Source organism: Mesorhizobium sp. AR10 (assembly GCF_024746795.1).
GTDB lineage: Bacteria > Pseudomonadota > Alphaproteobacteria > Rhizobiales > Rhizobiaceae > Mesorhizobium.
In genome coordinates this window covers 3034053-3057251 of sequence record NZ_CP080524.1, presented here as the reverse complement: position 1 = coordinate 3057251, position 23199 = coordinate 3034053, and the positions used below count along the sequence as shown (strand labels likewise).

The following is a 23199-nucleotide window of genomic DNA, read 5'->3' as shown; positions in this document are numbered from 1 at the left end:
CCATGACTCGCCGGATGCTTCTTTTGATCATTGCTTGGTGAACGCACCCGTGTAGGTCTGATCGGTAAGCGTATAGGTTACGGCCAAGGTTCCGTCTGGCAGCATCGCAAAGCTGGCGTCCGCGCCATTCGGGAGGCGCCCAAGCTTCAGTGTATTCCCCACAATTTTCCCGGCGCCGCCGGCGACTCCCGGACTGTTGTCGGCCAGATTTCCCCACGCATAGGTGACCGTCACCTGTCCCTTGGGAGAAATCGTCTGCACAGCGAGTGCGCCCTCATACATGCCCTCCAGGCGTCCAGCCCACATGCCCGAAAACGCAGCGTACTTTGCAGGAACGCCCTTGGCAGGGGGAGTGATCGTCACGGATTGATCCATGATTGCCGAGCCGGGAGGGGCTGCGGCAGGAGCCAACGCCGGTTCGGGCGCAGCAGGCTGCGGCGCTTCTGGAGCTGATTGGCAAGCGGCGAGTGCAAGTGTCGCGAGCCCGAGCATCGCGTTTCGCATCGACTTCTCCATTTCGTTCCTCCGGATCGGTACGAAATCGTATTTCAGGTCATCAGCGTGCTGTCAAAGCCCTCCTCGGCACAGAGATGGACCGGGCCATAGTGACTGCCACAGCCAAGCAACGTCAGACAGATCCTTGATCAACCGACCAGGACAGCCACCACTGCCGCGCAATCGCCCGCCTTGGCCAGTCCGGGGAAATGGCGCGCCGCAAGCATGCCAGACATTTTTGCAGTGATCTCCTGAGGTGCGACACCTGTGCGGCCGATGGAATGAATGCGTGCCAGCACTTGGCCCTTTTCCACCGGCTCGCCAAGATCGATCATCGTCTCGATCATCCCGTCATCTTCGGCGAAGCAGAAGCAATCGCCCGATGGCATGTCGAGCCATTGGGTGGGGCGTTTCTCGACCGCACCCGATACGATGCCCGCATGGCGCAAAACGTTGAGCACACCGCGCCGCGCAATTCGCACCGTTTCCGCACGGGAAGTTCCACCACCTCCCAGTTCGGTGGTGATGAACAGTTTCCCCATGTCTTCGGCTGCAGTATCGAACATGCCGACCGCGTCGATTTCCAGCATCTTCATCGACCAGGGTGCCGAGAACGCTTCGACCGCGGCGAACCCTTTCGCTTCCAGTGCCTTGTCGGGCCGGATATGGGCGGCGCAGAACGGCACGAAGTCGAGCGTCTTGCCGCCGGAATGGAAGTCGAGCGCAATATCCGAGCGCGGCAGCAATTCGCGCTGGAAGTAGTCGGCGATCTTCTCGGTCACCGTGCCGTCTGGGCGGCCGGGAAAGCTGCGGTTGAGATTGCCCTTGTCGATCGGTGAGGTGCGCGTGCCGGCGCGAAATGCCGGATAGTTCATCGCCGGCACGATGATCACCGTACCGCTGACATGCCTGGGATCAAGCGTGCGGGCGAGATCGTAAAGCGCCAGCGGTCCCTCATACTCGTCGCCATGGTTGCCGCCGGTGAGTAGCGCAGCCGGCCCCTTGCCGTTGCGGATCACGCAAATCGGGATCATCACTGATCCCCAGGCTGAATCGTCGCGGCTGTAAGGCAGGCGCAGGAAACCGTGCTGGACGCCATCGCGGTCGAAATCGACAGTCGGCGCGATCGGCGACGGACGAAGAATGGACATCGGCTTCAATCCTTGACCACCAGCTTGCGCGGCACATTGGCCAGGCACTCTACACCCGTTTCGGTGATCAGGATGGACTCGGTGATCTCCAGCCCCATCGTCTCCAGCCACAGGCCGGTCATGAAATGGAAGGTCATGCCGGGCCTGAGTTCGGTGCGGTCGCCGGGGCGCAGGCTCATCGTGCGCTCGCCCCAGTCCGGCGGATAGGAAAGCCCGATCGGATAGCCGGTGCGGTTGTCCTTGACGATGCCGTACTTCTTCAGGACGGCGAAGAAAGCATGGGCGATGTCCTCGCAAGTGTTGCCGGGTTTGGCCGCGGCAAGTCCTGCTTCCATGCCTTCCAGCGTCGCCTTTTCGGCATCGAGGAATTCCTGCGTCGGCTTGCCGAGGAACACCGTGCGCGACAGCGGACAATGATAGCGGTGATAGCAGCCGGCGATCTCGAAGAATGTGCCCTCGCCCGACTTCATCGGCCTGTCGTCCCAGGTCAGATGCGGCGCCGACGCATCGGCGCCCGATGGCAGCAGAGGAACGATCGCCGGATAGTCGCCGCCGATACCGTCGACACCGCGCGTGCCGGCATCATAGATCTCGGCGACGAGATCGCATTTGCGCATGCCGACTTCGATCTTGTCGACGATGCGTCGGTGCATCGCTTCGACGATGCGGGCGGCCTTGCGCATATAGTCGATCTCTGTGGGACTCTTCACCGCGCGTTGCCAGTTGACCAGTGCCGTGGCGTCGACGAAGCGAGCGTTAGGAAGGTGTTTTTGCAGCGAGGCGAAGGCAGCGGCCGAGAACCAGTAATTATCCATCTCGACGCCGATGCCGAGCTTGCCCCAGCCACGATCGGCAAGGACGCCAGCGAGGTAATCCATCGGGTGGCGCTCGGTCGACTGGACATAGTGGTCGGCGTAGCCAACGATGTTGTCGTGCGCGAGATAGGCAGTGCGCTTGGCGCCATTGGCGTCCTGCCCGCGCCCATACCACACCGGTTCGCCCGACGGCGGCACGATGACGGCCTGGTGCACATAGAACGACCAGCCGTCATAGCCGGTCAGCCAGGCCATGTTGGACGGGTCGCTGACAATCAGGAGATCGACGCCCTCGGCCTCCATCGCTTGCCGTGTTTTGGCAAGGCGCTCCGCATACTCGCCGCGCGAGAATTTCAGGTTTGGCATCATCTTTTTTGCTTCCTCGTTTGTTGGGCCTTGCGGCCGGCATCAGCTTTCGAAAACCGTCCCGACCTTCGCGGCCATGGCACGGTCGCGGGCGAGCGTCGCTATCGCTGTGTCCTGCACACCAGTGCCGGTGAGATCGGCGATGGTGATGTCGCTGACTGAGCGCCGGCCGTGTCGTTCGCCGGCGATGATCTGGCCGAGTTCAGTCACCTGTGTCTCGGCCGCCATCACGCCCGCAGCGATGGCGTGGTGCAGTTCGCCCAGCAGCCGCGTCTGGCGGGCGCTGTCGGCGACGTAGAGATCAGCCATGCGCAGGATTGCCGGGGCGATCTCGTTCTTGTGCTCGGCATCGGAACCCATCGCGGTGATGTGCTGGCCGGCTGAGACGAAGCCAGCCTTGATCAGCGGTTCGGTCGAGGGTGTCGTGGTGACGATGATGTCAGCGCCGGCACTCGCCTTTGCGGCGTCAGGCTCGGCGCGCACCATGATGCCAAGTTTCTCGCGCAAGCCAGCCGCTGTCGCCTCCGCCTTGACGGCATCTCTTGCCCAAATGCGGGCTTCTTCGATCGGCCGCACCAGCCTGAGCGCTTCGAGCTGCAGGCCAGCCTGAACGCCGGCGCCGAAGATCGCTGCAATTGAGGCGTCGGCTCGCGACAGATGTTTGGCCGCGACAGCTCCTGCAGCAGCCGTGCGGATATCGGTCAGATAGCCATTGTCGAGCAGCAGCGCCTCGACCAACCCTGTTTTTGAAGACAGCAGCACCATCATGCCGTTGACGCTGGGCAGGCCCAGTTTCGGATTGTCGAAGAAGCCGGGGCTGATCTTGATGGCGAAGCCGTCGATGCCTGGTACATAGGCGGTCTTGACGTCGACCTCGCCGCGATGTTCTGGAATGTCGAGCCGCATGATCGGCGGCATTGCCACCGGCAAGGTGGCGAGCGCTCGGAAGGCGTTTTCGACACAGGCAACAGCATCGAGATCGAGCTTCACGATGGCGCGCAATTCGGCTTCGGTGAGGATCGTCATCCGGCTCATGCGGCGTGCTCCGCGATCGATAGTGCCTCGCCGCAAACGATCTTTCTGTGCAGCGTCATGTCGATGTTGCGGCCGGACAGGACGAGCACTGTGGGGCCGTTCGCCCTGACCTTGCCGGCCAGCAGCGCGGCGATGGCGACCGCGCCGGCGCCTTCGACGATCTCGCGTTCCTGCGCATAGGCATGGCGAATGCCGGCTGCTATCTCGTCCTCGCTGAGCAGGATCACATCGTCGAGCAGGTCGCGGCACATCGAGAAGGTCAGCCGGTTATCAAGGCCGATGCCACCGCCGAGCGAATCCGCCAGCGTCGGCAGTTCCTCGACCAGCACCGGCCGGTCCGCGTCGAGACTGGCCTTCATCGCCGCCCCTCGCGCCATCGAAACGCCAACGACCTTCGTGCGGGGACTGATGCCCTTCACTGCCGCAGCGACGCCCGCCGCCAGCCCGCCGCCGGATAGCGGCACCAGCACCAGGGCCGCGTCCGCCACCTGCTCGATGATCTCCAGTCCCAGCGTCCCTTGCCCGGCGACGATGTCGGGATGGTCGAAGGGTGGCAGCATGACCAGCCCATCTTCCGTCACCAACCGCTCGACCTCTTGCTGCGCATCGTCCTGGCTGTTGCCGATGATGCGAATCTCGGCGCCGAGACGACGGATTTCGTCGAGCTTGTTCTCAGGCACCAGCCGCGACATGCAGATCGTCGCCTGGATATTATGCAGTTGGGCGGCGTAGGCGAGCGCCCGACCGTGATTGCCGGTCGAGGCCGCAACCACGCCGCGCGCCTTTTGCTCGGGGCTGAGCGAGGCAACAGCATTGGAGGCGCCGCGCAGCTTGAAGCTGCCGGTGGTCTGCCGGTGTTCGAGCTTGAGGTAAACCGACGCACCCAAGTGCCCGGAAAGACTCCGGGAAAGTACGGTCGCTGTCCGCTCGACCTTGCCGGCGATGCGCTCGTGCGCGGCGCGAATATGCTGAAGCGTGACTGGTGCCATGACGATCAATCGCGCGGCAGCGGCAGCGTCATCAGGCGGCCGAATTCGAGACGCGGTGTCTCGTCGCCGCAAAGCCGCAGGCAGTTCCAGGCGGTCGCCTGGTTGCTGGTCACCACCGGGCGGCCGATCGCCTCTTCCATACCCGAGACCGCAAGCGCCGCCCGCAGCGCCGTGCAGGACACGAACAGCGCTTCCGCCTTTCCGTCGGTCGCCTCGCGGGCCAGTTCGACCAGCGACGTCGGTGCGATGCGCGCCATCTCGCGGTCGTCCTCGAAGCCCAGGCAAGTGAAGCTGGCGATCTCGAAGCCGCGTTCGGTGAAGTAGGCTGCCATCGGCCGGCTGGTCTCGACCGTGTATGGGGTGAGGATGCTGATCCTTCGCGCGCCCAGCGCACGCAGCCCGCGCACCCCCGCCATCGGCGGTGTGACGACAGGCACGCCGGGCTTGGCGCCGTGGATCGCCGTCTCGATCTCGGCATCGCCGATGACCACCGAGGCTGAGGTGCAGGAGTAGCAGACCGCGTCGAGAGGCTCGTCGGGCAGGATGAGAGCAGCACCATCCGTCAGCGCCGGCTGCATCTTGCGCAAATTCTCCGGCGTGGTCGGATTGGCGTAGGGGATGCGGGCGACATAGATGCCGATCCGCTCGCTTGCCACCATGCGACGAAAATCCGGTTCACTCGTGTGGTCGGTGGCCAGGATGATCAGGCCGACACGCTTGTCGAGCGGACGCGCATCGAGCGCGGGCCGTGTCGACATCAGTCTGATTTCGGGTAGCGGTTTCATCAGGACTACCTCTCGATCTTGCCGTAGCGGCGTTCCAGCCAGCGCAGCAGCACGACCGAGAAAAGGCTGATGACGAGGAAGAAGGCGCCGACCAGCGTGATCGGCTCGATGTAGCGGTAATAGGTGTTGGCGACGCTCTTGGCCTGGTTCATCAGTTCCAGAACGGTGATCGCCGACAGCAGCGGCGTCTCCTTGAACATGGCGATGAAATAGTTGGCCAGCGCCGGGATCATCGGCGGAATGGCCTGCGGCATGATGATGTGAGTCCAGGTTTGCGTGGCGCTCAGATTGCAGGCCTTGGCGGCCTCCCACTGGCCGCGCGGCACATTTTCGATGCCGGCGCGGTAGACCTCGGCCGTGTATGTGCCGTAGTGCAGCCCGAGCCCGATGACGCCCGCCACCAGCGGTGGCAGAAGGATGCCGATATCGGGCAGCACGTAGAAGATGAAATAGAGTTGCACCAGCAGCGGCGTGCCGCGGATGAATTCGGCGAGGAAGCCGACCGTGCGCGACAACAGCCTGTTGGGAGAGCGCCGCGCCAACGCGATGCCCAGTCCCACGATCGCGGCCAGAACCGAACCGAGCAGCGTCGCCAGGATGGTGATCTTCACGCCCTGGATCAGCGTCGGCAGGATTTCCCAGACAAAGTTCCAATCCCACTCCATCAGACGCGCACCCCGTCGAGGCCGCGCGCCATGCGGCGTTCGAGCGAACGCACGCCCCATGAAATAATCAGCGCGAGGGCGAAATAGATGATGAGGATGGTGGTGAACGGCACCAGCGTGTTGCCGGTCTGCGAGCGCACCACCTGTGCCTGGAAGGTCAGGTCGGTGAGCGAGATCAATGAGACGACGGCAGTAGCCTTGAGCAGTTCGATGGCATTGTTGCCGAAGGTCGGCAGCATGACCAGCAGCGCCTGTGGCAGGATGACATGGCGCATGCCTTGCCAGCGGCCAAGATTGAGGGCGATGCAGGCCTCATATTGTTCGCGACCGATCGACTGGACGGCGCCGCGCACCACCTCCGCCGCATAGGCGCCGACATTGAGACCCAGCGCCAGCACGCCGGCCTGCAGCGGCGTCAGCGATATGCCGATGAAGGGTAGCACGAAATACGCCCAGAACAGCTGCACGAAGATCGAGGTGCCGCGGAAGAATTCGATATAGGCGGTGGCCAGCGCGCGCAGTAGGAAAAAGCGCGACAGCCGCCCCAGCCCGGCGAGAAAGGCCATGATCAGGGCAAGCACCGCCCCCATCAGCGTCAGCTCGATGGTGACGAGTGCTCCCTGCAATATCAGGCCGAAATAGCCGGACCATTCGGTCATTGGGTTCGAAGTTTCCAACTTTTGTGGTTGTGCGAGGCGGTAGGCTTGGCCCCTTCTCCCCGTTCACGGGGAGAAGATGCCGGCAGGCAGATGAGGGGCAGCACTAACCAACGAAGTATGCGCTGCCCCTCATCCGTCACTTCGTGACACCTTCTCCCCGTGAACGGGGAGAAGGAATGGGGCGCCTATTTCGCCGAGCAGAGCTTGTCGCGGGTCGTCGACATCGCCGCCGCCGCCGAGAAGCCGTAGGGCTCGATGATCTTGGCGAACTCACCCGACGCCTTCAGCTTGGCCAGCTCGACATCGTAGGCGTCGCGCAGTGCCTCGTCGCCCTTCTTGAAAGCGGCGCCGTCGCAATAGACCGGCGCGCCGACCACCGGGGCGATGACTTCGAGGTTCGGATCGGCGGCCTTCTTGACCAGGTCGTTGATCGACAGCACCGGCAGCGAATAGGCGTCGATACGGCCGTCCTGCAGCATCTTCACGCCGCTCTGGCCGTCCGGCACGACGATGACGCGCTCGCGCGGCACGCCGGCATTGAGCGCCAGTTTCTCCTCGGTGCCGCCACCCGGCGCACCGATTGTCGCGCTCGTGTCCTTGGCAATATCCTCGTAGCTCTTGAAGCCCTTCGGATTGCCCTTCTTCACCAGCATCGCCTCGGCGTCGCACAGCACTGGTTCCGAATAGACGACGGCCGCACAGCGCTCCGGCTTCATGAACAGGCCGGCGGTGACGACGTCGAAGCGGCCGGCCTGCAGGCCGGGGATCATGGCGCCATATTCGGAGATCGAAGCGACGATGTCGCCGACGCCGAGGCGCTTGAAGATCTCGCGCGCCACGTCCGGGGCGGCGCCCGAAACCTTGCCGTCGGCTGCGACCGCCGTATAGGGCGGCTCATTGGCGATGGCAACGCGGGCAAAGCCTTGCGCCTTGAGCTGTTCGAGCTTGCTGTCGTCGGCCGATCCGACGGTCGAGGCGGCAAGAACCGCCGTCAATGCAATGCCGGCGGCGCCGGCCAGAATGCCAAGTTTCTTCATTGTTCCCAACTCCTTGTTTCTCTTCTTGGTTTGTTGTGGACGGCCTCGCCGCCCTTGAGGACGACTTTGCCGCCCCGGGCACTACGGTCAGACGCGATGTCCGGCCGCGATGATCTTCTTCAGGAAGCCCTGCGTGCGCTCCTGTTTGGGATGGCGGAAAATCTCGTCCGGCTTGCCCTCTTCGACGATCTTGCCGCGATCGAAGAACAGCACCCGGTCGGCGAAATCATGGGCGAAACCCATCTCGTGGGTGACCAGAAGCATGGTCATGTCGGTTTCGGCCGCGAGCTTGCGCATGACGTTCAGCACCTCCTCGACCAACTCCGGATCGAGCGCCGAAGTGACCTCGTCGAACAGCATGATCTTGGGCGACAGCGCCAATGCGCGAGCGATCGCGACGCGCTGCTTCTGGCCACCGGAAAGCTGCGCCGGCATGTTCCTCGCCTTGTCGGCCATGCCGACCATGTCGAGCAGTTCCATCGCCCGCTTTTCGGCGGCGGCGCGCGGTATCCCCTTGGTCAGCATCGGCGCCAGCGTGACGTTGTCGATGACGCATTTGTGCGGAAACAGGTTGAACAGCTGGAAGACCATGCCGATCTTCTGGCGCATCTTTGTCAGGTGCCGTTCGTCGGCCGCCAGCAACTGGCCGTTGCGCTCCATGTGATAGAGTTGCTCGCCGTCGATCTGGATGTGGCCGCCGTCGATCCGCTCCAGCGTCATCAGGATGCGCAGGATGGTTGTCTTGCCCGAGCCGGACGGGCCGATCAGTGCCAGCTTCTCGCCGGGCATGACCTGCATCGACAGGCCGTCCAGCACCTTGAAAGTGCCGAAGCTCTTCGAAATGCCATCGATCTTGATGATGGGTGTGGGCAATGCAGTTCCCCGTCCTGGAGAAGCCTATGCCCTTAACGATGCGGAACGCGCGAAATCATGTCAATTAGGAAAATAATATCATGACAATATTTCTGATGTCGCATAATTACAGGGCAATTTTTGCCTAGATGGCCAGCAGTAGATGCTCGGGATCGCCGAGCAGCAGCTTGGCGACAACGCTCAAGCCCGCGCGCAGTTCCCCCTCGGTGGTCGAGCCCAGCGAGATGCGCACCGCCGGATGCCAGGGCGCTTCCGAAATACGGAAGGAGGTTCCCGGCGCGATCGCCACCCCCCGCAGGCGAGCCTGCGCGACAAAACTTTCTTCGGCACGGTCGCCGGGAAGCGGCAGCCACAGGTGCAGACCGTCGCGGTGGACGCGATAGTCGACACCGGCGAGCACTTCAGAAGCTATCTCCTGCCGCCGGCGCAGCGCCGCGCGCTGCCAGCGGACAAGATCCATCGCCGTGCCGTCGGTCACCCATTTGGTGGCAATCTCGGCCACCAGCGGCGTCGCCATCCAGTTCGAGACGAGGTGGCGGTTGGCGACGGCGGCGACATAGCGGTCGGGAGCCGCGAGATAGCCAATGCGAAGGCCAGGCACGGTGATCTTGGTGAAGGAGGTGACGTAGAGCGTTCGCTCGGGCGCGAAAGCCGCAACCGGCGGCGGCCGGTCCTCGACCAGCGGACCCAGCACATCGTTCTCGATGATGGCGATGTCGTGCTTGCGCGCGACGGCAGCGATCTCTTCGCGCCGCCGCGCGTCCATCAGTGTCGCCGTTGGGTTGATCACCGAGGGCTGCACGAACACGGCGCGAATGTCGGAAAGCCGGCAAGCCTCGTCCAGCGCCTCTGGGATCAGGCCGTTGTCGTCGATCGGCAAGCCTTCGAGGTTGAAGCCGAGATAGCGGGCGAGCGGCACCAGCGTGTGATGGCCGATCGCCTCGGTGGCGACAGTCGAACCGGGTGGCGCCACGCTCATCAACGCCACCGTCATGCCGGCCGTGGCGCCATTGGTCAGGCTGACATTCTGCGGCGACACGTCGAGACCGCACAGCTTCAGCCATTCGACCGCCACCGCGCGGTGGCGCGGAAACACCATGTTGGGTCGGAACGACAGCGCCGAGCTCGACGGCAGGTTCTCGGCCAACCAGCCCAGCGCCTGTTTCAGCCGCTCCAGATGCATCGGCTCGCAGACCGGCTTCAGGATGGAGAGGTCGATGACTTCGCCCAGCCGCTCCGGCAGATAGGGCGGCTCCGGCTCGCGGCGCTGCGTCTGCACAAAGCTGCCGCGGCCGATTTCGCCCGAAATCAGGCCACGCCGGATCAATTCCTCATAGGCGCGGCTGACCGTCTGCACGGACAACTTGAGGTCGTCGGCCAGCCGGCGATGCGTCGGCAGCCGCGCGCCATTGGCCAGGCGCCCGTCATGGATGGCGCGCGCGAACTGGTCGGCCAGCGACTGATAGGCTGGCCGCCGGATGAGCGCGGGATCGGGTTGCCACAATGTCATGACTTATTAGAGATCGAAATCAGTGCAATTGACAATCGAAATAATGCGCCGTCATGGTACGGGTGACGAAAAGTGGATACCGATGACCGCTGCGAAACTCGATCCGATCGACCTCAAAATCCTCGACGCCATCCAGCGCAACGGGCGCATCACCAAGCTGGCGCTCGCCGACAAGGTCGGCCTGTCGCCGACGCCGTGCTGGATGCGGCTGCGCAAGCTGGAAAAGGCCGGCATCGTCTCGGGCTATCATGCCTCGATTGCCATGCGCGTCATCGCGCCGGTCGCCACCGTCCTGATGGAGGTGACGCTGGCCAGTCACCGCCAGGCCGATTTCGACCGATTCGAGCGCGTCATTCGCGACATTCCGGAGATCGTCGCATGCTGGTCGGTCGGTGGCGGTGTCGACTATGTGCTGAAGGTGATGGCGCGCGATATCGACGCCTATCAACGGCTGGTCGATGCCTTGCTCGACCGCGAAATCGGCATCGACCGCTATTTCACCTACATCGTCACCAAGACGGTGAAAGAAGAGACCGTGCTGTCGGTGGCCGATCTGTTGCCGGTTTCACCGTAAAGGTATCGGAGAGATTGTCTGCCGGTACGCCACATTTGAGACAATCTCTCTCCGCTCGCGCACACAAACAGCCTCTCTGTCTGTACAGCGCGAATAGTCTTCCCGCATTGCCCCCGAACCGGGAGACTTCGATCATGTCCGCGCATTTTGCTCGCTCGCACCGCCATGAAGCGCTCGATGGCCTCGCCGACCGCCGGCTGTTGCGCGAACTCGCCTATGTCGATGGCCACTGGACGGCGAGCGAGATCGCCGAGAGCTTCGAGGTCACCGATCCGGCCACAGGCGCCACCGTCGCCTTCGTCGCCGCGCTCGATGGCAGGCAGACAGTGAAGGCGATCGACGCGGCATCCCGCGCCTTTCCCGCATGGCGCGCCGCGCTGCCGCAGGAGCGGGCAAAAATCCTGCGAAAATGGTTCGACCTGATCATCGCCGCCCGGGAAGATCTGGCCCTGCTGATGACACTGGAACAAGGCAAACCCCTTAGGGAAGCGCTGGGTGAGATCGACTACGCCGCCTCGTTCGTCGAGTGGTACGCCGAGGAGGCCAAACGCCTCAACGCCGAGAGCGTCACCAGCCATCTGCCAAATGCAGAGATGATGGTGCGGCGCGAACCGCTCGGCGTCGTCGGCGTCGTCACGCCGTGGAATTTTCCTTCGGCAATGCTGACACGAAAGGCGGCCGCGGCCCTTGCCGCCGGCTGCACCATCGTTGCGCATCCTTCTTCGGAAACGCCGCTGTCGGCGCTGGCACTGGCCGAACTCGGCGAGCGCGCCGGCCTGCCCGCCGGCGTCTTCAACGTCCTCACCGGCAAAGCATCGACCATCGTCGGCGCGATGTGCGAGGATGCCCGTGTCCGCGCCATGAGCTTCACCGGCTCGACCGAAATCGGCAGGCTGATCGCCGCCCAGAGTGCGCCGACGATGAAGCGGCTGGTGATGGAACTTGGCGGCCACGCGCCGCTGATCGTCTTTGCCGATGCCGATCTCGACAACGCGGTGACCATCGCCATCGACGCCAAGTTCGCCACCTCCGGCCAAGACTGCCTCGCTGCCAACCGCATCTATGTCCAGCGGCCGATCTACGACCGCTTCTACGCCGCTTTCGCCAAGCGCATCGAGACACTGAGGACCGGCAACGGCTTGGCCGATGAAACCGATATTGGTCCGTTGATGCACGAGCGCGCCGTCAAGAAGGTCGAGGAACAGGTCGCCGATGCGCTGGCTCATGGCGCGCGCTGCCTTGCTGGCGGCAGCCGTCATGCGGCCGGACCGCTGTTCTACCAACCGACACTGCTTGCGGATGTATCCGACGAGGCGCTGATCATGCGCGAGGAAACCTTCGGTCCGGTCGCCGCCGTGACACCCTTCGACAGCGAGGACGAAGTGATCGCCCGCGCCAACGCCACCGAATATGGGCTCGTCGCCTATGTCGTCACCGAAAACGGCGGCCGGCAAATGCGCATGGGCCGCGCGCTTGACTACGGCATGGTCGCCATCAACCGTGTGAAGATCACTGGCGCGCCGATCCCGTTCGGCGGCGTCAAACAGTCGGGCATTGGCCGCGAGGGCTCGCGCCACGGGCTCGAAGCTTTCACCGATCTGAAGTATCTCTGCCTGGACGTTGCGTAGGCGCGGAGCCAGGTTTTTCTTTTTCAAGGAGTAGCAAAATGCTCGACCAGTCCAATGAACTCGCCGCCTGGGACCGCGACCACCTCTTTCATCCTTCGACCCATATGGGGATGCACGCGCGCGGTGAATCACCGACCCGGGTGATGGCTGGTGGCGAGGGCGTCACCGTTTGGGACAATAATGGCAAGAAGAGCATCGATGCCTTCGCTGGCCTCTATTGCGTCAATGTCGGCTATGGCCGTCAGAAGATCGCCGACGCCATCGCCGCCCAGGCGAAGAACCTCGCCTACTATCACGCCTATGTCGGCCACGGCACCGAGGCGTCGATCACGCTTGCCAAGATGATCATCGACCGCGCGCCCGCGGGCATGAGCCGGGTCTATTTCGGCCTGTCCGGTTCCGACGCCAACGAAACCAACATCAAGCTGATCTGGTACTATAACAACGTGCTCGGACGGCCGGAGAAGAAGAAGATCATCTCGCGCTGGCGCGGCTATCACGGCTCCGGCGTCATGACCGGATCGCTGACCGGGCTCGACCTGTTCCACAACGCTTTCGACCTGCCGCGAGCACCGATCCTGCACACCGAGGCGCCCTACTATTTCCGCCGCCCCGACCGCTCGATGAGCGAGGAGCAGTTCTCGCAACATTGCGCCGACAAGCTCGAGGAAATGATCCTGGCCGAGGGCCCGGAGACGGTTGCCGCCTTCATCGGCGAGCCGATCCTCGGCACAGGTGGCATCGTGCCGCCGCCGGCCGGCTATTGGGAAAAGATGCAAGGTGTGCTGAAGAAATATGACGTGCTGCTGGTCGCCGACGAGGTGGTGACGGGTTTTGGCCGCCTGGGCACCATGTTCGGTTCCGACCACTACGGCATCAAGCCCGACCTGATCACCATCGCCAAGGGTCTCACCTCGGCCTATGCGCCGCTATCGGGCGTCATCGTCGCCGACAAGATGTGGCAGGTGCTGGTGCAGGGTTCCGACAAGCTCGGTTCGCTCGGCCACGGCTGGACCTATTCGGCGCACCCGATCTGCGTCGCCGCCGGCATCGCCAATCTCGAACTGATCGACGAGATGGACCTGGTACGGAACGCCGGCGAGACCGGCGCCTATTTCCGCTCCGAGCTGGCCAAGGCGGTCGGCGGTCACAAGAACGTCGGCGACGTGCGCGGCGACGGCATGCTGGCGGCGGTCGAATTCGTCGCCGACAGAGACGACCGCGTGTTCTTCGACGCCGCGCAGAAGATCGGGCCGCAGGTCGCGACAGCGCTTGGCGAGCGTGGCGTCATCGGCCGTGCCATGCCGCAGGGCGATATTCTCGGCTTCGCGCCGCCGCTCTGCCTCACCCGCGAGGAGGCCGACATCGTCGTCGAAAAAGCCGCTGACGCCATCAGGTCTGTCTTCGGGGCGATATAGGGACGTGCTAGGCGCGGCGCAGCAGCGACGCGATCATCACGATGACGAGCCCCGCTGCCGACACCGCGGCTCCCGCCACGAGCATCGCAACCGGCGGGTGCTCCACCATTTGGACGATGTAGAGGTTGGCGCGCATGCCCGGCGGTGCAAAGGACACGGTCACGCCACCTAGCGGCGGCCGGTAGAACATGAAAAGGACCGCGATCAGAACCGTCGCGAAAGCCACGCCCGCAAGCAGTCCGAATTTGCGGGCGATCAGCCCGACAGGCAGCATCAACAACACCAGATAGGCTGTGATGGCCAGTCCGAGGCCACCAATCAGCAAGGCGTAGAAAAGGATGACTTCCACGATCTGTCTCGCGCAGCTGCCTCGCCATCGATACGGCAACAACCTTAGAGCGGCGTTAAAATCGAAATCCTGAGCGGCGAAGCGCCGAAGCAAGTGCGCCGCTTTCTTTCTTTGGACGAAGAGCAATGAACAAAATCGATCTGCTTCCCCAGACCATGGCCGCGATGCTCCTCACAGGACACGGCGGACCGGAAAAACTCGTTTACCGCACCGACGTGAAAGTGCCCTCGCCCGCCACTGGAGAGGTGCTGGTGAAAGTCAGCGCCTGCGGCATGAACAACACCGATGTCTGGGTGCGCCAAGGCGCCTATGGCACCGAGGAAGATGCGGCAGCTGTCTCGACCTGGCGGCGGCAAGGCAACACGCTGACCTTTCCGCGCATCCAGGGCACCGACACGGTCGGCCACATTGCTGCTGTCGGCGGCGGCGTCTCGCAGAATCGTCTCGGTGAACGGGTGATGGTCGATTTCTCCATCTACAACCGCGACGACGATTCACTCGCCGACATCGACTATATGGGCCATGGCCGCGACGGCGGCTATGCTGAATACCAGGCGGTGCCGGCCGAGAACGCGCATGTCGTCGACACCGACATGAGCGACATCGAACTCGCCACCTTCTGCTGCGCCTACCTGACCGGCGAACAGATGCTGGAACGTGCCGGCTTGAAGGCCGGCGAGCGCGTGCTGGTCACCGGTGGCTCGGGCGGCGTCGGCTCCGGCATCGTTCAATTGGCCCGGGCGCGCGGCGCTATCCCATATGCCATTGTCGGCAAGGGCAAGGAGCAGGCGGTGCGCGACATCGGCGCCGAGGCGGTGATCACCCGTGGCGTCGCCGACCTGCAGGCCGCTGTGAACGAGGCAACCGGTGGCAAACCGATCGATGTGGTGGCCGATCTGGTCGGCGGCGCCATCTTCAACGACTTGCTGCGCATCCTCAGACCCGAAGGCCGCTACACCACCGCCGGCGCGATTGCCGGCCCGGTCGTGCAGCTCGACTTGCGCACCATGTATCTCAAGCAGCTGCAGTTGCATGGCTCGAGCCAGGGCACGCGGGCGGATTTCCGACGCATCGTCCGCTACATCGAGGAGAAGAGGATCCGGCCGCTGGTCGGCGGGGTCTACAAGCTCTCCGATTTCCACCGAGCCCAGGCCGATTTCATCGCCAAGGATTTCGTCGGCAAGTTCGTTGTCGTTCCAGACATCGCACCTTGGACTGGAGCATGATCCCGAAGATCACGCTCAAACAAAGAGAGTGAGCCCCATCCCGATTCCATCGGTATGGAACAGGCTCTAGGCCGGATAGCAGCCCCGCTCGATGGCGAGGCGGCGCACCAGCGCCAGCACGTTGTCGATGGTCGGCGTCGGCTGGCCGGTTAGCCGACCCAACTCCTGCACCGCCGTCACCAGTGCGTCAATCTCCATCGGGCGGCCGCGTTCCAGATCCTGCAGCATCGAGGTCTTGTGCTCGCCGACGTCACCGGCGCCCTTGATGCGCCGGTCGACCGCTATCGGGAATCGCACGCCAAGACTCTCGCCGATCGTTTGCGCCTCCCGCATCATTGTGCGGGCAAGCATGCGCGTTGCCTCATCGGCAACGATTGTTGCAAGCGTGCTGCCCGTCAGCGCGGAAATCGGGTTGAAGGAAAGATTGCCCCACAGCTTCACCCAGATTTCGCTGCGAATGTCGTCGCGAACCGGCACCTGCAGCCCTGCCGCGACCATTTCCTCGGCGAGCCGCATGACACGGTCGCTCTTCTCGCCCGACGGCTCACCGAGCGAAAAGCGCTTCCCCTCGACATGGCGGATCACGCCGGGCGCGTCGACCTCGACCGCGGGATAGACGACCGAACCGATGACGCGTTCCGGACCGATACGCTGCCAGATCGTGCCGCCAGGATCGACGGCTTGAATGCGGGTGCCTTCGAGCGCTCCGCCAGCCTTGTAGAAATACCACCAGGGCACGCCGTTCTGCATGGTGACGACGGCGGTTTCCGGCCCCAGCAGCGGTGCGATCTGATCGAGTGCGGGGCCAAGCGAATGGGCCTTCAGCGCCAGCACGACATAATCCTGGACACCCAGCTCCTCAGCCCGTGCTGTTGCCCTGATAGGGGTGACGGATTCCCGACCATCCTCCATCAGGCGAAGGCCGTCCGCCTTGATTGCGTCGAGATGCGCACCGCGCGCCACGATCGAAAGATCGACCCGACCGACGATGGCAAGCCGGGCCGCGAGATAACCACCGATCGCGCCGGCGCCGAAAACGGTGATCCGCATATTCATCCAAGACCGAGTTTGGCGGAAAGGCCGATGCGCTGCAGCTTGCCTGTCGCGCCCTTGGGGATCTCGTCGAGGATCAGGACCTTGCGCGGCACCTTGAAGTCGGCAAGCCGCGTCGCGGCAAAGCCGCGTATGTCGGCCTCCGTCGCGGCCATGCCCTCTCGCAGCACTATCGCGGCCGCGACCTCCTCGCCGAGCTTGTCATGCGGCATGGCGAAGGTGACGACCTGCGCTATCGCCGGATGGTCCATCAGCACGTCGTCGACCTCAAGCGGCGAGATCTTTTCGCCGCCGCGGTTGATGATCTCCTTCAGCCGGCCGGTGACGCGCAGATAGAAGTCGTCGTCGAGCACGCCCTGGTCGCCGGTGTGGAACCAGCCATGGGCGAAGGCGGTGGCATTGGCATCCGGGTTCTTCTCGTAGCCGGTGGTGACGTTGGGGCCGCGAATGACGATCTCACCGGGTTCGCCCGGCTTCAGCAATTGCCCATCCGGCGCCATGACGGCCACGTCCGGCCCGGCGGCGGCGCCAACGCTGCCCGGCTTGCGCAATCCCGGCGGCAGCCGGTTCGAGGCCATCTGATGCGCGGCTTCGGTCATCCCATAGGATTCAATGACCGGGCAGCCGAAGGTTTGTTCGAGTTCCGCCATCACCTGCGCCGGCAGCGAGGCCGAGGAGGAACGAATGAAGCGCAGCGGTGCAGAAGCCAGCGCGTCGGCATTGCGCGACGCGCGCGGCAGGATCGCCTGATGCATGGTCGGCACGGCGGTGTACCAGCTCGGCCGCGCCTCGCCCAGCCAATGGAAGAATCGCAGCGCGTTGAAGCCCGGCGTGCAGAATACGCTGCCGCCGGCGGCGAGCGAGGACAGCACCGCCGCGATCAGCCCATGGATATGGAACAGCGGCATGATGTTCAGGCAGCGATCGCTGGCCGTCAGGCCGAGCGTCGCGCCGATATGGGCGGCAGAGGCAGCGAGATTGGCATGGCTGAGCGGCACCAGCTTGGGTCGCGACGTGGTGCCGGAGGTGTGCAGCAGCAGCGCGATGTCGCCGTCCTCGGCCAGGGCGGACGCGGCTGGAGGGCCGACCGGCTCACCTTCGATGCGGAAGCTTCCAGCCGGCGCGTCACGCAACGCGACGAGCCTGAGCACGCCAATGCCCAGGCGCTCGGCAACGGTGACCGCCGGGCCGTTTTCGTCTTCGGCGACCAGGATCGCCTTCGCACCAATGTCGGTCAGGTAGAAGTCGAGCTCGTCGGCCCTGTAGGCCGGATTGAGCGGCGCAGTGGCGGCCGCCGCCGCAACCGCGACAAAGGCCGTCGCCATCTCCGGCCCGTTCGGCAGAACGATGGCCACCCGATCGCCGCGGCCGAGGCCCAGCGCGTGCAATTGCGCTGCCGTTTCGCCGATCAGGCGGCGCAACCCGCCATGGGTGAGCGTGATCCTGTCGGAAGCCGCGATCGCCGGTGCACCGTCTGCACCTGCGGCGATCCGCGCGATGATCGATTTCGCTTCAGACAACCCTGACCTCGATGTCGCCGACGCTGTCGATGTGGCCGGTGAGAATGTCGCCGCGCTGGACGGCGCCGACGCCGGACGGCGTCCCCGAAAGGATAATGTCTCCGGGCATGAGCGTAAACAGGCCAGACAGGTAGCTGATCATTTCAGGCACCTTCCAGATCATCTGATTGAGATCGCCGGTCTGTTTGCGCTGCCCGTTCAGGTCCAGCCAGATCGCACCTTGGGCGGGATGGCCGATCGCGCTTGCAGGAACCAATGGAGTGCATGGCGCCGACGCCTCGAAGGCCTTGCCGACCTCCCAGGGCCGACCGAGATCCTTGGCCAAGGCCTGCAGGTCGCGCCGCGTCATGTCGAGGCCGACGCCGTAGCCGAAGACGCAGTCGATAGCTTTGTCGATCGGGATGTCCTTGCCGCCGCTTTTCAACGCCACCACCATCTCGATCTCATAATGGACGTCGCTGGAGGCTGGCGGATAGGGAAATTCGCCTGAAGTGTTGAGGTTGTCAGGGTTCTTCTGGAAGAAGAAAGGCGGCTCCTTGTTCGGGTCGTGGCCCATTTCGACGGCGTGCGCCGCATAGTTGCGGCCGACGCAATAGACCCGATGCACCGGAAACAGCTTGTCGGACTGAGCCACCGGGATGGCGGGGATCGCAGTCGGTTCGATCGCGTAGTTTGAAGTCGCGCCGTGAATGTTCATTGTCTTGCTCCTGCGTAATATTCGACTTTGGCTTCGGCCCGCTCAATCAGCTCGGCGATCAGGAGGGCGAAGGCGAAAAGGATGATGGTGAGGGCCCAGAACTCGGCCATGCGGAAGTTCCGCGAGAAGGTCTCGAAGAGCGCGCCATAGCCGACGATGGCGACGAGCAGCTGGCCGATCACAACGCCTTTGACGCCGCGGATGAGGCCGAGCCTTATGCCGGCGAGGATTTCCGGCAGCGCCGCCCAGAGGATGATTTTCAGATACAGCGCCCGTCGCGAGGCGCCATAGGAGCGCGCCATCTCGATGAGCGACGGCGAGATGTGCCGGACGCCGGCGCGAGTATCGAGGACGATGATCCAGATCGCAAACAGGAACACCGCCGCGACGATTGTCCTCTCGCCGAAGCCGAACAGGATCATCAGCACCGGCACCAGCGCCGAGAGCGGGGCGCTGGAAAAGATATTGACCCACATGCCGAGCAGGTCGTCGGCGATCTTCACGCGGCCCATGAGAACGCCGAGCGGCACGCCGATGACGATCGACAGGACCATTCCGGTGAAAAAGGCGCGCAGCGTGGTGACCGTCGCGCTCTGCCAGGACGGTGTCTGCACCAGACCTACAGCCGCGCTCAGCACCTCGCTGAGGGGCGGCAGCAGGAAGACCAGGTCGAGCCTGCCGACGATCTCCCACAGCACGCACCAGACAAGCAGCGATGCCATCATCGGTATGCGGTAGCCGAACAGGGTCATTTCAGGGCCTCATTCGGCATATTGCTTCAACCCCTGCCAGATTTCCTGGACCGTATCGAGATAGTGCTTGTCGCGGTGGATGAGGTCCGGGTCTCCGGAGCGGTCGATCTCGGGTTCGATGATCTGCGAAACCCTGCCCGGCCGGGGCGACAGCAGCACGATGCGGTCGGATATATAGACCGCCTCCTCGATCGAGTGCGTGACGAAGATGAAGGTCTTGTTCTGGGTGCTGCGCAACCGGATCAGGTCTTCCTGAAATTTCCGCCGGTTCTGCTCGTCGACAGCCGAGAACGGTTCGTCAAGCAGCAGCACGTCGGCATCGACGGACAACGCCCGCGCCAGACCGACGCGCTGGCGCATGCCGCCCGAAAGCTGGTGTGGATACTTATCCTCGAAGCCGGCGAGCCCGACCTCGGCTATGTAGTGGCGGGCGATGTCCTCGCGTTCGGCTTTGGCCTTGCCGCGCAGTTCGAGCCCGAAAGCCACATTGCGCAGCGCCGTCGCCCACGGCATCAGCGCAAAATCCTGGAACACGAAGGCGCGCTCGGGTCCTGGCGCGCTGACCACCTTGCCGTCGATCGCGATTGTGCCGGCATCGGCCTTGATCAGCCCGGCGATGATCTTGAGCAGCGTCGTCTTTCCGCAGCCGCTCGGGCCGAGCAGGCTGGTCAGCTTGCCCCTGGGAAAGTCGAGGTCTATGCCGCGCAAAGCCTCGGTGCTCCCGTAGCTCTTGGAGATTCCCCTCACCTCGACGATCTGATCGATTGGCGCGGGCATCGATGATGGTTCCTTTCGCAGTACTGCTGCGCGCATCTCAGGCTCCTCTTGTCTCGGGCCTGAAAACACGGACCTCGACCCACTGCAACGCAATCAGCGTCAGGGTCGAAAGCGCGATGATCGAGGCGATTGTTGCATACATTTCGGCATAGTCGGCGCGGGAACGGTGAAAGGTGATCAGGTCGCCGATGCCGGTGGGCGTGATCAGCAGTTCGGCCAGCACGACGCCGACGAAGCCCGCCGCCACGCCAAGGCGCAGACCGGCGAAAATGACCGGGCTGGCGTCGGGAAGGATGATCCGTGTGACCACTTGCCAGCGCGTTCCGAGGAACGAGCGGCACATGACGACGAGCGACTCGTTGACGTTTCGCACCGCCTTGTAGGTGTTGAGCACGATAACCGGCAAAGCCAGTATCATCACTGCAAGCGTCTTGGCGGTCATGCCGATGCCGTAGACGAAAGTCACCATCGGGATGAAGGCCGCGACGGGTGCGGCCTGCAGCACGATAAACACCGGGATCAGCAGCCATTCGCCGGTGCGCCACAGGCCGCACAGCGTTCCGAGGCCGACGCCGAGGAAAGCCGACAGCACGATACCGAGCAGCAAGGGTTGCAGCGTCGAAACATACGCCAGCGGCAGGCTGCCGTCGGCAATCAGCCCGATGAAGGCGGTGAAAGTGGCCGAGAAGGTCGGAAACGCAAAGCTCACGGGTATGCGGCCGGCGATTTCCCAGATGCCCGCAAAAAGAGCGATCGAGACCAGCCTGAGGAGAACTGGCTGGTCCCGCCATCCACCCACCTCGCCGCGTGCTGAAAGGGTAGCGAGACCAACGGCCTCGCTTTCCGTCCTGATGCCGGTCGCCATCCGCCAGACCTATTTCTTGCCGAGCTTGGCAACGGCACGATCGGTAGCAGCGACGTCCCAGAAATCCTCGACCTTGAGACCGGCCGGGTCGCCTTCGATCTGGCCGGCCAGGCTGAAGAATGCAAAGTCGTCTGCTGCGGCGTCCGCGCCGCCGCCATTCAGCACCAGGCTGCCGGCGCCCGCCGTTTCCTTGTAGTATTCGGCGATTTCAGTGTCGGCCTCCGCGCCAAGGTCGGGCAGCAGCTTGTATTTGTTGCGAAACTCGACCGCGACGGCGGGGTTCTCGGTGATCTCGCGCGCCGTCTTCATCAGTTCCTCGACCAGGATATCGACATCGGCGGCATTGTTCTTCAGGTAGTCGGCGGTGGCGAACAGACCTTCGTCGGTGGCGCTGAGGTCATCGACAGGCAGCACGATGAACTTGCCGGGCGCTTCCGCCTCGAGCGCGCGCCGATTGGCCGCGTCGACGATCGAGGCTTTCAGCGTGCCCTGGATAAGCGCGTTGCGCCGGACCTCGGAGCCCGGGACGTAGCTGATGGTGCCGAGCTTGATGCCGTGGGTTTTGGCCATCAGGAGCATGACGGCCTCTGTCCCGGAGCCGCGCGCCTGCACCGCCACGTCCTGTCCGTCCAGATCCTTCCATTCCTTGTAGAATTCACTGTTGACCACCGGGAAGAAGCGCAGCGTGGAAATCTGCGCAAACAGGCGAATGGGCACGCCCACCTTCTGGATCAGCGTATAGGGTGCGCCGATGCCGACATCTGCCTGGTTGCCGACGATGGCTTGAGCGGCCAGGTCTTCATCGTTGAGGATGATCAGCTCGACTTTTACGCCGCGCTCCTTCGCGCGTTCGATGGCGGTGAGTGTCTGGATCGATTCGATCCCGGGCAAATCCCCGAATGCGATGCGCATGTCGCCGGCGCTGGCAGCTTCGATGGGCATTGCGCTGCCGATCGCTGCGGCGAGCGCTGTTGCAAGGACGGTACGTCTGGTCAACCTGGTCATTTTTGCTTCCTCCCGTTTTCTTATAACCAATTATGCAAATGGTTAAGGATTATGGCCGGATTGGTCAAGCAGTAATTCGCGTCGGATTGCGATTGGCGTGCGATCCGTGGCTCGCAATTCGGATGTTGACGGGTTCGTGCAATCGATTTATCACCAAACGTAAGAATCAATCGCGAATTGGTTAAACCAATGGATATTGTCGGAGACGGCGGCCACGCCGCGCTGGTACAGCTTCAGGCCTATCTGGCGCAGATGGACCTGTCCGGCGAAACGCGGTTGCCGGCCGAGCGGGAGCTTTGCGAAAGCCTCGGCGTTTCGCGTGGCGATTTGCGCAAGGCTCTGGCGGTTCTCGAGAAGGACGGCCGCATCTGGCGCCATGTCGGCAAGGGCACCTTCGTCGGGAGCGGTCCGATCGAAGAGACGATTGGTATTTCGGAGATCGCCGGGCGCACCAACCCCGCCGATGTGATGCGCGCACGCCTTATCATTGAGCCGGAAATCGCGCGTGAGGCAGCACTGCATGCCACGCTTGACGATATAGCCGCGATGCGGAAATCCCTCGCCCAGACCCGCGAAGCGGCGACGTGGCGGCAGTATGAGAACATCGACAATGCACTTCACCGGCAGATCGCGCAGGCGAGCCGCAACAACGTGCTGCTAGGCCTGTTCGACGTGCTGAACGCCGTCCGGCGTACCGTGGTGTGGGGTCGCCTGCGCGCCGACGGCGCGCGCCCCCCGGCCGACCATCATAGTTTTGCCGATCACGAGAGGATCGTGGAAGCCATTGCCGACCGCGATCTTGCAGGCGCTGCGGCCGCTATGCGCCTGCATCTCCTGCAGGTCGGTCGGCGTTTGATTCCGGTCCACGAGGCTGCTGAATAGCTCGCTTGGTGCCGAGGCTGATTTCATCGCCAAGGGTTTCGTCGACAAGCTGGTGGTGGTTCCGGACGCCAGG

Annotated in this window: 24 protein-coding genes; 5 read left to right on the top strand and 19 right to left on the bottom strand. The window is 63.6% G+C overall.

All coding sequences use genetic code 11. The features are described 5' to 3' along the window. Positions 1-27 precede the first annotated feature (27 nt). The 11 genes from LHFGNBLO_RS18320 to LHFGNBLO_RS18270 form a co-directional block, all read right to left on the bottom strand. The gene (locus LHFGNBLO_RS18320; RefSeq protein WP_258609584.1) at positions 28-516 is read right to left on the bottom strand and encodes a hypothetical protein; all 489 of its coding nucleotides are present in this window, start codon (positions 514-516) and stop codon (positions 28-30) included. A gap of 128 nt (positions 517-644) precedes the next feature. Then, positions 645-1646: a N(2)-acetyl-L-2,4-diaminobutanoate deacetylase DoeB gene (gene doeB, locus LHFGNBLO_RS18315; protein ID WP_258609582.1), complete on the bottom strand. Its 1002-nt coding sequence runs from the start codon at positions 1644-1646 to the stop codon at positions 645-647. Between the two features lie 5 nt (positions 1647-1651). Beyond that, the gene (doeA, locus tag LHFGNBLO_RS18310) at positions 1652-2830 is read right to left on the bottom strand and encodes an ectoine hydrolase DoeA (RefSeq protein WP_258609580.1); all 1179 of its coding nucleotides are present in this window, start codon (positions 2828-2830) and stop codon (positions 1652-1654) included. A gap of 39 nt (positions 2831-2869) precedes the next feature. Continuing rightward, positions 2870-3862, bottom strand: a complete 993-nt coding sequence (gene eutC, locus LHFGNBLO_RS18305; RefSeq protein WP_258609578.1) for an ectoine utilization protein EutC — start codon at positions 3860-3862, stop codon at positions 2870-2872. Next, positions 3859-4851: a hydroxyectoine utilization dehydratase EutB gene (eutB, locus tag LHFGNBLO_RS18300; protein WP_258609577.1), complete on the bottom strand. Its 993-nt coding sequence runs from the start codon at positions 4849-4851 to the stop codon at positions 3859-3861. Before eutB ends, eutC begins: the two co-directional genes overlap by 4 nt. A gap of 5 nt (positions 4852-4856) precedes the next feature. Then, the gene (gene eutA, locus LHFGNBLO_RS18295; protein ID WP_258609575.1) at positions 4857-5636 is read right to left on the bottom strand and encodes an ectoine utilization protein EutA; all 780 of its coding nucleotides are present in this window, start codon (positions 5634-5636) and stop codon (positions 4857-4859) included. A 5-nt stretch (positions 5637-5641) separates the two neighbouring features. After that, positions 5642-6301, bottom strand: coding sequence for an ectoine/hydroxyectoine ABC transporter permease subunit EhuD (ehuD, locus tag LHFGNBLO_RS18290; protein ID WP_258609574.1), 660 nt, complete (start codon positions 6299-6301; stop codon positions 5642-5644). After that, the gene (gene ehuC, locus LHFGNBLO_RS18285; protein ID WP_258609573.1) at positions 6301-6960 is read right to left on the bottom strand and encodes an ectoine/hydroxyectoine ABC transporter permease subunit EhuC; all 660 of its coding nucleotides are present in this window, start codon (positions 6958-6960) and stop codon (positions 6301-6303) included. Before ehuC ends, ehuD begins: the two co-directional genes overlap by 1 nt. Before the next feature lie 185 nt (positions 6961-7145). Beyond that, entirely contained in the window at positions 7146-7997 is an 852-nt protein-coding gene (ehuB, locus tag LHFGNBLO_RS18280) for an ectoine/hydroxyectoine ABC transporter substrate-binding protein EhuB (protein WP_258609572.1), read from the bottom strand. Positions 7998-8084: 87 nt separating this feature from the next. Beyond that, a complete protein-coding gene (gene ehuA, locus LHFGNBLO_RS18275; protein ID WP_319944231.1) occupies positions 8085-8870 on the bottom strand; it encodes an ectoine/hydroxyectoine ABC transporter ATP-binding protein EhuA in 786 nt (261 codons plus the stop codon). Positions 8871-8994: 124 nt separating this feature from the next. Next, positions 8995-10380 carry a PLP-dependent aminotransferase family protein gene (locus LHFGNBLO_RS18270; RefSeq protein WP_258609571.1) on the bottom strand — a complete coding sequence of 462 codons (1386 nt, stop codon included), beginning with the start codon at positions 10378-10380 and terminating at the stop codon, positions 8995-8997. An 82-nt stretch (positions 10381-10462) separates the two neighbouring features. Here LHFGNBLO_RS18270 and LHFGNBLO_RS18265 point away from each other — a divergent pair, with 82 nt between their 5' ends. The 3 genes from LHFGNBLO_RS18265 (at position 10463) to LHFGNBLO_RS18255 (ending at position 14000) form a co-directional block, all read left to right on the top strand. Continuing rightward, positions 10463-10954 carry an Lrp/AsnC family transcriptional regulator gene (locus LHFGNBLO_RS18265; protein ID WP_258609570.1) on the top strand — a complete coding sequence of 164 codons (492 nt, stop codon included), beginning with the start codon at positions 10463-10465 and terminating at the stop codon, positions 10952-10954. A gap of 134 nt (positions 10955-11088) precedes the next feature. Next, positions 11089-12582 carry an NAD-dependent succinate-semialdehyde dehydrogenase gene (locus LHFGNBLO_RS18260; protein ID WP_258609569.1) on the top strand — a complete coding sequence of 498 codons (1494 nt, stop codon included), beginning with the start codon at positions 11089-11091 and terminating at the stop codon, positions 12580-12582. A 38-nt stretch (positions 12583-12620) separates the two neighbouring features. Beyond that, on the top strand, positions 12621-14000 hold the full coding sequence (locus LHFGNBLO_RS18255) for an aspartate aminotransferase family protein (protein WP_258609568.1): 1380 nt from the start codon (positions 12621-12623) through the stop codon (positions 13998-14000). A 7-nt stretch (positions 14001-14007) separates the two neighbouring features. Here LHFGNBLO_RS18255 and LHFGNBLO_RS18250 read toward each other — a convergent pair whose 3' ends face one another. Then, entirely contained in the window at positions 14008-14475 is a 468-nt protein-coding gene (locus LHFGNBLO_RS18250) for a hypothetical protein (protein ID WP_258609566.1), read from the bottom strand. On the opposite strand from LHFGNBLO_RS18250, the gene LHFGNBLO_RS18245 reads away from it, so the two are divergent. Further along, positions 14475-15575 carry an alcohol dehydrogenase family protein gene (locus tag LHFGNBLO_RS18245; protein ID WP_258609564.1) on the top strand — a complete coding sequence of 367 codons (1101 nt, stop codon included), beginning with the start codon at positions 14475-14477 and terminating at the stop codon, positions 15573-15575. The genes LHFGNBLO_RS18250 and LHFGNBLO_RS18245 overlap by 1 nt on opposite strands. Positions 15576-15641: 66 nt before the next feature. Here the strand turns inward: LHFGNBLO_RS18245 and LHFGNBLO_RS18240 are convergent, their stop codons facing one another. The 7 genes from LHFGNBLO_RS18240 to LHFGNBLO_RS18210 are packed head-to-tail and all read right to left on the bottom strand — an operon-like array spanning position 15642 to position 22244. Next, positions 15642-16625, bottom strand: a complete 984-nt coding sequence (locus LHFGNBLO_RS18240; protein ID WP_258609562.1) for a 2-dehydropantoate 2-reductase — start codon at positions 16623-16625, stop codon at positions 15642-15644. A gap of 2 nt (positions 16626-16627) precedes the next feature. Then, positions 16628-18148: an acyl--CoA ligase gene (locus LHFGNBLO_RS18235; protein WP_258609561.1), complete on the bottom strand. Its 1521-nt coding sequence runs from the start codon at positions 18146-18148 to the stop codon at positions 16628-16630. Then, on the bottom strand, positions 18141-18845 hold the full coding sequence (locus LHFGNBLO_RS18230; RefSeq protein ID WP_258609559.1) for a fumarylacetoacetate hydrolase family protein: 705 nt from the start codon (positions 18843-18845) through the stop codon (positions 18141-18143). The genes LHFGNBLO_RS18235 and LHFGNBLO_RS18230 overlap by 8 nt, the downstream gene beginning before the upstream one ends. Then, positions 18842-19597 carry an ABC transporter permease gene (locus tag LHFGNBLO_RS18225; RefSeq protein ID WP_258609558.1) on the bottom strand — a complete coding sequence of 252 codons (756 nt, stop codon included), beginning with the start codon at positions 19595-19597 and terminating at the stop codon, positions 18842-18844. Before LHFGNBLO_RS18225 ends, LHFGNBLO_RS18230 begins: the two co-directional genes overlap by 4 nt. 9 nt (positions 19598-19606) lie before the next feature. Further along, complete coding sequence (locus tag LHFGNBLO_RS18220) at positions 19607-20410, bottom strand: ABC transporter ATP-binding protein (protein WP_413774701.1); 804 nt, start codon at positions 20408-20410, stop codon at positions 19607-19609. Between the two features lies 1 nt (position 20411). After that, a complete protein-coding gene (locus tag LHFGNBLO_RS18215; protein ID WP_258609554.1) occupies positions 20412-21239 on the bottom strand; it encodes an ABC transporter permease in 828 nt (275 codons plus the stop codon). Between the two features lie 9 nt (positions 21240-21248). Beyond that, entirely contained in the window at positions 21249-22244 is a 996-nt protein-coding gene (locus LHFGNBLO_RS18210; protein WP_258609552.1) for an ABC transporter substrate-binding protein, read from the bottom strand. A 189-nt stretch (positions 22245-22433) separates the two neighbouring features. Here LHFGNBLO_RS18210 and LHFGNBLO_RS18205 point away from each other — a divergent pair, with 189 nt between their 5' ends. Beyond that, on the top strand, positions 22434-23126 hold the full coding sequence (locus LHFGNBLO_RS18205; RefSeq protein WP_258609551.1) for a FadR/GntR family transcriptional regulator: 693 nt from the start codon (positions 22434-22436) through the stop codon (positions 23124-23126). Positions 23127-23199: the final 73 nt, after the last annotated feature.